Origin of the sequence: Rhodoferax sp., assembly GCF_034520025.1 — a bacterium.
Lineage (GTDB): Bacteria > Pseudomonadota > Gammaproteobacteria > Burkholderiales > Burkholderiaceae_C > Allorhodoferax.
This window is the reverse complement of record NZ_JAXHNZ010000002.1, coordinates 1,872,501-1,875,000: the sequence shown is the minus strand read 5'-3', so window position 1 is coordinate 1,875,000 and position 2,500 is coordinate 1,872,501. Positions and strand designations below refer to the sequence as shown.

Sequence of the window (2,500 nt, the reverse complement as noted above, 5' to 3'; positions counted from 1 at the left end):
AGCACAAGACATAACGGAACAGCCTGGAAATGCTGGCCATAGCGGGTGATAGCCCCGTACGTGAAATGACCTGTGTGGTACTGAGCTTGCGAAAAGTAGGGCGGGACACGAGAAATCCTGTCTGAATATGGGGGGACCATCCTCCAAGGCTAAATACTCATCATTGACCGATAGTGAACTAGTACCGTGAGGGAAAGGCGAAAAGAACCCCGGGAGGGGAGTGAAATAGATCCTGAAACCGCATGCTTACAAAAAGTAGGAGCCCGCAAGGGTGACTGCGTACCTTTTGTATAATGGGTCAGCGACTTACATTCAGTGGCAAGGTTAACCGAATAGGGAAGCCGTAGAGAAATCGAGTCCGAATAGGGCGTCTAGTCGCTGGGTGTAGACCCGAAACCAAGTGATCTATCCATGGCCAGGATGAAGGTGCCGTAACAGGTACTGGAGGTCCGAACCGACTAGTGTTGCAAAACTAGCGGATGAGCTGTGGATAGGGGTGAAAGGCTAAACAAACTTGGAAATAGCTGGTTCTCTCCGAAAACTATTTAGGTAGTGCCTCAAGTATTACCTGCGGGGGTAGAGCACTGTTTTGGCTAGGGGGTCATGGCGACTTACCAAACCAATGCAAACTCCGAATACCGCAGAGTACAGCTTGGGAGACAGAGCACCGGGTGCTAACGTCCGGACTCAAGAGGGAAACAACCCAGACCGCCAGCTAAGGTCCCTAAAATTGGCTAAGTGGGAAACGAAGTGGGAAGGCTAAAACAGTCAGGATGTTGGCTTAGAAGCAGCCATCATTTAAAGAAAGCGTAATAGCTCACTGATCGAGTCGTCCTGCGCGGAAGATGTAACGGGGCTAAGCCAGTTACCGAAGCTGCGGATTTGCAATTTATTGCAAGTGGTAGGAGAGCGTTCTGTAAGCCTGTGAAGGTGCGTTGTAAAGCGTGCTGGAGGTATCAGAAGTGCGAATGCTGACATGAGTAGCGTTAAAGGGGTGAAAAGCCCCCTCGCCGTAAGCGCAAGGTTTTCTACGCAACGTTCATCGGCGTAGAGTGAGTCGGCCCCTAAGGCGAGGCAGAGATGCGTAGCTGATGGGAAACAGGTCAATATTCCTGTACCGATGTGTAGTGCGATGTGGGGACGGAGAAGGTTAACTCAGCCAACTGTTGGACATGTTGGTTCAAGCTTGTAGTCGTGCCTGGTAGGCAAATCCGCCGGGCTTAGATGAGGAGTGATAACGAGTCTGCTTGCAGACGAAGTGAGTGATACCCTGCTTCCAGGAAAAGCCACTAAGCTTCAGCTACACACGACCGTACCGCAAACCGACACTGGTGCGCGAGATGAGTATTCTAAGGCGCTTGAGAGAACTCAGGAGAAGGAACTCGGCAAATTGACACCGTAACTTCGGAAGAAGGTGTGCCTTTAGTAGGTGAAGTCCCTTGCGGATGGAGCCCAATGAGGTTGCAAAAAATCGGTGGCTGCGACTGTTTATTAAAAACACAGCACTCTGCAAACACGAAAGTGGACGTATAGGGTGTGACGCCTGCCCGGTGCTGGAAGATTAAATGATGGGGTGCAAGCTCTTGATTGAAGTCCCAGTAAACGGCGGCCGTAACTATAACGGTCCTAAGGTAGCGAAATTCCTTGTCGGGTAAGTTCCGACCTGCACGAATGGCGTAACGATGGCCACACTGTCTCCTCCTGAGACTCAGCGAAGTTGAAATGTTTGTGATGATGCAATCTCCCCGCGGAAAGACGGAAAGACCCCATGAACCTTTACTGTAGCTTTGTATTGGACTTTGAACAGATCTGTGTAGGATAGGTGGGAGGCTTTGAAGTAGGGTCGCTAGATCTTATGGAGCCAACGTTGAAATACCACCCTGGTGTGTTTGAGGTTCTAACCTAGGTCCATTATCTGGATCGGGGACAGTGCATGGTAGGCAGTTTGACTGGGGCGGTCTCCTCCCAAAGCGTAACGGAGGAGTTCGAAGGTACGCTAGTTACGGTCGGACATCGTGATGATAGTGCAATGGCATAAGCGTGCTTAACTGCGAGACTGACAAGTCGAGCAGATGCGAAAGCAGGACATAGTGATCCGGTGGTTCTGTATGGAAGGGCCATCGCTCAACGGATAAAAGGTACTCTGGGGATAACAGGCTGATACCGCCCAAGAGTTCATATCGACGGCGGTGTTTGGCACCTCGATGTCGGCTCATCTCATCCTGGGGCTGTAGCCGGTCCCAAGGGTATGGCTGTTCGCCATTTAAAGAGGTACGTGAGCTGGGTTTAAAACGTCGTGAGACAGTTTGGTCCCTATCTTCCGTGGGCGCTGCAGATTTGAGGAAGCCTGCTCCTAGTACGAGAGGACCGGAGTGGACACACCTCTGGTGTATCGGTTGTCACGCCAGTGGCATTGCCGAGTAGCTAAGTGTGGAAGAGATAACCGCTGAAAGCATCTAAGCGGGAAACTCGTTTCAAGATGAGATCTGCCGGGGCCTTG

General features: G+C 51.2%; 1 rRNA gene (running past both ends of the window). It reads left to right on the top strand.

Annotation, left to right across the window (positions count from 1 at the left end):
* Window positions 1-2,500: ribosomal RNA gene (locus U5L73_RS17205) — 23S ribosomal RNA — on the top strand (it extends past both window edges: 272 nt to the left, 105 nt to the right).